Annotated in this window: 4 protein-coding genes; 1 reads left to right on the top strand and 3 read right to left on the bottom strand. The window is 68.9% G+C overall.

Translation table 11 applies throughout. The annotated features are described in order from the left end of the window. The coding region (locus tag WBA11_RS13885; protein WP_424521265.1) for a murein hydrolase activator EnvC family protein at positions 1–673 on the top strand (673 nt) is incomplete at its 5' end. Positions 674–715: 42 nt separating this feature from the next. Here WBA11_RS13885 and msrB read toward each other — a convergent pair. The 3 genes from msrB to rpsA form a co-directional block, all read right to left on the bottom strand. Continuing rightward, entirely contained in the window at positions 716–1,108 is a 393-nt protein-coding gene (gene msrB, locus WBA11_RS13890; RefSeq protein WP_424521266.1) for a peptide-methionine (R)-S-oxide reductase MsrB, read from the bottom strand. Further along, a complete protein-coding gene (locus WBA11_RS13895) occupies positions 1,108–2,709 on the bottom strand; it encodes a Vms1/Ankzf1 family peptidyl-tRNA hydrolase (protein WP_424521267.1) in 1,602 nt (533 codons plus the stop codon). Before WBA11_RS13895 ends, msrB begins: the two co-directional genes overlap by 1 nt. 204 nt (positions 2,710–2,913) lie before the next feature. After that, on the bottom strand, positions 2,914–5,463 hold a 2,550-nt coding region (gene rpsA, locus WBA11_RS13900; RefSeq protein ID WP_424521268.1), incomplete at its 5' end, for a 30S ribosomal protein S1.

Raw genomic sequence — 5,463 nt, forward strand, 5'->3', positions numbered from 1 at the left:
CCCTGAGGCCGTCGCCGAAGCAGAGCGCCGTCGCGATGCGGAACGCCGCCAGGCGGAGGCACGCGCGGCCGAGGAAGCCGAAGCGGCTCGTCGTGCGGAGCAAGAACGAATCGCTGCTGCCGAGCGCCGACAGAGAGCCGAGGCTGAGGAAGCCGCTCGCGCTGCTGAAGAGGCCCGTCTCGCGGAGGCCCGACGCGTCGCTGAAGCTCGCCGTATCGCCGACGCCGAGGCCGCACCACCGCCGAGCCGAACCGTCGATCTGACGGGCTCCTTCCGCACGAACCGAGGCCGCCTCCCGTGGCCCGCTTTCGGCACCGTCACAGGCCGCTTCGGCACGCGGACCGATCCGGTCTCCGGCACCCGGATCAGCTCCCCCGGCATCGACATCTCGACCGCGCCGGGCGCCCCGGCCGTGTCGGTCTTCGAAGGCGTCGTCCAGCGCGTCGGCCGCATCCCGACGTACGGCCGCTACGTCATGGTGACGCACGGCGAGTTCGTGACGCTGTACGGCAACCTGTCCCAGGTCAGTGTGCGCCAGGGTCAGACGGTCCGGGCAGGCCAAGCCATCGGGCGGTCCGGGACGGCCGCAGAGCGCCGTGGGGCCGCGCTGTTCTTCGCGCTCTACCAGGGCGGCTCCCCCTCCGACCCGACGGGCTGGCTCGAGAGCCGCTAGCGCAGTCCCTTCGGCTGCGCTCAGGACATGCCTCGAGGACGATCAGTCTCGATCGAGGTCGAGAGCGGCGGAGTTGAGACAGTAGCGGAGCCCGCCCGCGTCCCGTGGCCCGTCGTCGAACAGGTGTCCCAGGTGCCCGTCGCACGTCGCACACGCGACCTCGATGCGGCGCATCCCGTGCGACCGGTCATCGCGCAACGTGACCGCGTCCTCGAGGGCGTCGGTAAAGCTGGGCCAGCCGCTTCCGCTGTCGAACTTGACCTCGCTTCGGAAGAGCGGCGTTTGGCACCCGACGCACCGGTACGTGCCGGGAGACTTCTCGTCGTGGTAGGCTCCGGTGAAGGCGCGCTCGGTCCCGCTCTCGCGCAGGACGCGGTACTGCTCTGGGGTCAGTCGCTCTCTCCAGTCGGCGTCGGTCGCGTGCTCGTTGTCCATCACGAGAGGCCGATGACGATGGCGATGACGGCTGAGACCGCTACCAAGAGGAGCAAGACCAAGACCCAGGCCGGCGTCCGCTTGCGGGGTGCGGGCGGCTCCACAGCGACGGGGGCGCGATCGGACGTCGGCGTCTCGACGGGCTTCGGTTTCGGCTTGGGCGGACTCGTCTTGACTGCTGGTTTGGGCTGAGGGGCGACTTCGAGGGCGGGCGCATCGGCCTCGAGGACGGGCGCAGCCTCGGTGGATTCGACCTCCGCAGGCTCGGCGTCGATGGGCTCAGCCTCAAGGACGTCGGTCGGTTCGTCCTCGAGGGCGGTGGCCCGCGACGGTTCCTCCTCGAGGGCAGGCGGCTCAACCTCGAGATTTGCAGCCTCTTGGGCCTCGGCCGGTTCGTCCTCGAGGTCGGGGACAGGATCGCCCTCGAGGTCGGCGCGGCGCTGGGCCTCGCGCTCGGCCCGTTCGCGGCGCTCGCGCTCCTCCTGCTCCGCGTCCGTTGCGCTGAGGGCGTACCGCAGCAATGCCGCGACGCCGCCGACGTCCTCGAGGGCGGAGAACGGGTCGACAAAGTCGACCTCGGCACCCGTGCGAACGGCCCGCTCCGTCATGACCTCGACCAGGTCCACGCGGAAGACGTCGCGTGAGCCGCACGTGCCGCACGTGTTTGGCGTGCCGTGCTGGACGGCCTCGCACGTACGGCACTTCGTGCCTTTGATCTCGGCCTCGCGGTCCACCAAGACGGCCTCCGCGCGGGCGTGTGTCAGTGCCTCCAAGACCGAAGTTGCGCCGAACGCCGCGAGCCCCGGCCCCATCCCCTGCTCACGGATCTGGACCCACAGCGACTGCTCCGCCTCGCGTTCGCCCTCGACGGCAAGCTCCGCGGCGGCCTCGAGGGCGTCACTGTCATCGGCGTTGCCGTCCACCGACTTGGAGCCGACAAGCTTGTCTCTCAGGTCCTGCCGCAGCGCCTCCGTGACGGCCCGCACCGGTTCGTCAGAGCCGACCAGGACAATGCGCGAAAACGAGCGCTCGGCCTCGAGGTCGGACAGTCCGTCCGCGATCTCGGTCGCGTAGGCCTCGATCTGTTTGTCGCGGCGGCGAGCGTAGCGTTTTTGGCTCCATCCGCCCTTCTTGACGCTGTTCTTGATGTCGCCCCGGACGCGTCCGCGCTCGTCGACCTCGTCGGCGGAGACGAGGTAGATCTTGGCCCGGTCGTTGTCCAAGACGACGGCGGCGTAGGTCTCGTGCTCCTCGATCAGCTCATACGCCGGCCGGAGGTACGGCGCGTCGCCCATCCACACCGTCGTCCCGACGCGCTCGGGGAGCTCGTACGCGCGTCGGACGTCGCCGGCCCACGAGGTGTAGATCGCGAGGGCACCATCGTGGGGCGCGTCGAACTCGTCCATGAGCTCCCGAGCGATCGTCAGGCTCTCCTGAAAGTGCTCGGTCTCGGCGGGCTGGTCGCTCAGCAGCGCGCGGATCCGCGCCAGGTCGGCCTCGAGGACGGACGGGTCGTCGCCGTGGTCGAGGTAGACGGTCAGGAACGCGCGCTCTGGACCGGCGAAGTCGGCGAGGTCGCGGAGCGTGTCGAGGTCGAGCATGTGCAGCGTGTGGGGGCACCACCTACGCGCCCTCGAGGACGCGGCTCCCCAGCCTCGAGGTTGACACGTCACGGACCGATGCGCTGTGCCCGACCTCGAGGACGCCGCCTGCGACATGTCAAGGGAGTCGACCTCGAGGGTAGACGCAAAAAGGGCGGCGACCTCCGAAGAAGCCGCCGCCCTGAATCCTACAGACGCTGAGGGTTACTCCTTGTCGTCGGTCGCGTCCTCGAGGTCGCCGTCGACTTCGAGGCTGGCCTTGCCGAGCTCCTGGTCGGCCTCCGGCTCGTCATCGTTGCCGGTGAGCTTGGCGACGGCCTCGTCGGCGGGCGTCTCCAAGACCTCCGGGACGTCGACCGTCTCGGGGTTGTCGACGGGTCCGGTGTACTGAGGCTCCGTCGCCTCAGACGTGGCCTCCGTCTCTTGCCCGATGGCCGTGTCGACCGCCGAAGCGAGCGAGCCCTCCTCGGCCGGCGTACCGGACTCGAAGGCGGCCTGGGACTTGGTCGACGGCGGGACGGCGCCCGTGTCCTGAACGCGCTCGGTCGTCTCGGCGGCGGAGCCGCGCGGCACGTCGTCGCGTGTCTCCACGCGGTTGTCCGTGCCGACCTCGCCCTCGAGGTCGGACGCGGCACCGGCGACCGCGACGGGCGGCTCGTTGGTGTCCTCGTCCGAGACCGCGTTGGCCTCGGCGTCAGCCATCTGGGCGCGAAGCGCGGCGAGCCCTGAGAGCTCACCCAGCGTTGCGGGACCGGACTGGCTGCTGCCGTACGACTCGACCTGCTTGCGCTCCTCACGCTGCTGGTTCCGCTTCTCGCGGAACTCGGCGTCGCGCTCGGCGCGCTCCTCGGCCCGCTGCTTGGCGGTCTCGGAAAGCACCAGCTCGCGGTCCTCGCGGTCCATCCGGATCACCTGGAGCTCGAGCTCGTCACCGACCTGGTACGCGTCGATCGGGCGACCGCTGCGCAACAGGTGCGACGCGGGCACGAAGCCCTCGACGTCCAGCGGAAGGTCGACGACCACGCCGCCGTCGTTGATCTCGGCGACCGTCGCCGTGGCCTCGGCGCCCTCGCCGTACACCTCGGCCACCTTGGCCCAGGGATCGGTCGAGACCTGCTTGTGGCCCAGCGAAATCCGGCGCTGTGCGATGTCGATGTCGATCACGATCACGTCGAGCTCCATGCCCTTCTTGACCACCTCGGACGGGTGCTTGACCCGCTTGGTCCACGACAGGTCGGACACGTGGACCAACCCGTCGATGCCCTGCTCGATCTCGACGAAGGCGCCGAAGGTCGTGATGTTGCGGACCTTGCCGCGCGTGATCGTCCCGACCGGGAACCGGGCCAACAAGCCCTCCCACGGGTCGGGCTCGAGCTGCTTCATGCCCAAGCTGATCTTCTTGGTCGACTCGTCGACCTTCAAGACCTTGACGTTGACGTTCTGGCCGAGCTGGACGCGCTGCGTCGGGTGCTTGACGTGCTCCGTCCAGGACATCTCCGAGATGTGGACCAAGCCCTCGATGCCGGGCTCGACTTCGACGAAGGCGCCGTAGTCGGTGATCGAGACCACGCGGCCTTCGATCTCCATGCCCTCCACGATGCGCTCCGCGAGGTTCTCCCACGGGTGCTCCTGGAGCTGCTTGTAGCCCAGCGAGATCCGCTGGCGCTCCTTGTCGTAGTCCAAGACGACGACGTTGAGCTTCATGTCGAGCTCGAGCACCTCGCTCGGGTGCCCGACACGGCCCCACGACAGGTCCGTGATGTGCAAGAGTCCGTCCACGCCACCAAGATCGACGAAGGCGCCGAAGTTGACGATGTTCTTGACCTGACCCTCCAACACCTGGCCGACCTCGAGGGAGTCCAGGATGTGCTTGCGCTGCTCCTGAAGGTCCTTCTCGATGAGCGCCTTGTGCGAGATGACGACGTTGCCGTTCTGGGGGTTCGTCTTGACCACCTTGAACTCCATCGTCTTGCCCACATACACGTCGAAGTCGCGCACGGGGCGGACATCGACCTGGGAGCCGGGCAGGAAGGCCTCGACACCGAGCAGGTTGACGATCATGCCGCCCTTGATCCGCTTGGTGATCTCGCCCTCGACGACGGCGCCCGACTCGAGCGCGCCCTCGAAGATGTTCCAGCGGAGCTTGTGGTTGGCCTTGGTGTAGCTCAGCGTGAGCTGCCCGCGGCGGTCCTCCAAGCGCTCGACGTAGACGTCGATCGTGTCGCCGACCTCGGGGTCCTCCCCGAACTCGTTCTTGGCGACGACGCCGTCCGACTTAAAGCCGATGTCGACGACAACCTCCTTATCGGTCAGGCCGACGACGGTGCCCGTCACGATTTGGTCGGCCTCGACGGCCGACATGGAGGACCCGTAGAGCTCGGTCATCTCGTCGGTCGCGGCGCCGGTGTCCGAGACCTGGCTGGACGCGCCGATGCCCGAGACGCCGGCGTTGGCCGCGTCCGTCTCGTTGAGTTCGTCGATCGAGATCGTGCGGCCCAGGTCCTTGCCCGTGTAGCCGAGCGAGGCGGCCGTGCTGGCGCCGTCACCGGAGGGGACCGCGTCGGCCGCCGCGTCGGCAGCGCCCTTGACGGTGTCCGTTACAGCCTCGGCGGCGTCGGAGGCCACGTCGGTGACGGCCTCCGTAGCGTCGGAAGCAGCGTCGGTGACGGCCTCGACGGCGTCCTCGACGAGTTCAGCGGCACCGGCCGCGGCGCTCGCGGCGACGTCCTTGACGGTGTCGGCGACCTTCGAGGC

The organism is Rubrivirga sp. (genome assembly GCF_049648075.1).
Classification (GTDB): Bacteria; Bacteroidota; Rhodothermia; order Rhodothermales; family Rubricoccaceae; genus Rubrivirga.

Coding starts and splice junctions, on each gene's coding strand:
- msrB (WP_424521266.1), bottom strand. CDS start 1,108: ATGGACAACGAGCACGCGACCGACGCCGACTGGAGAGAGCGACTGACC.
- WBA11_RS13895 (WP_424521267.1), bottom strand. CDS start 2,709: ATGCTCGACCTCGACACGCTCCGCGACCTCGCCGACTTCGCCGGTCCA.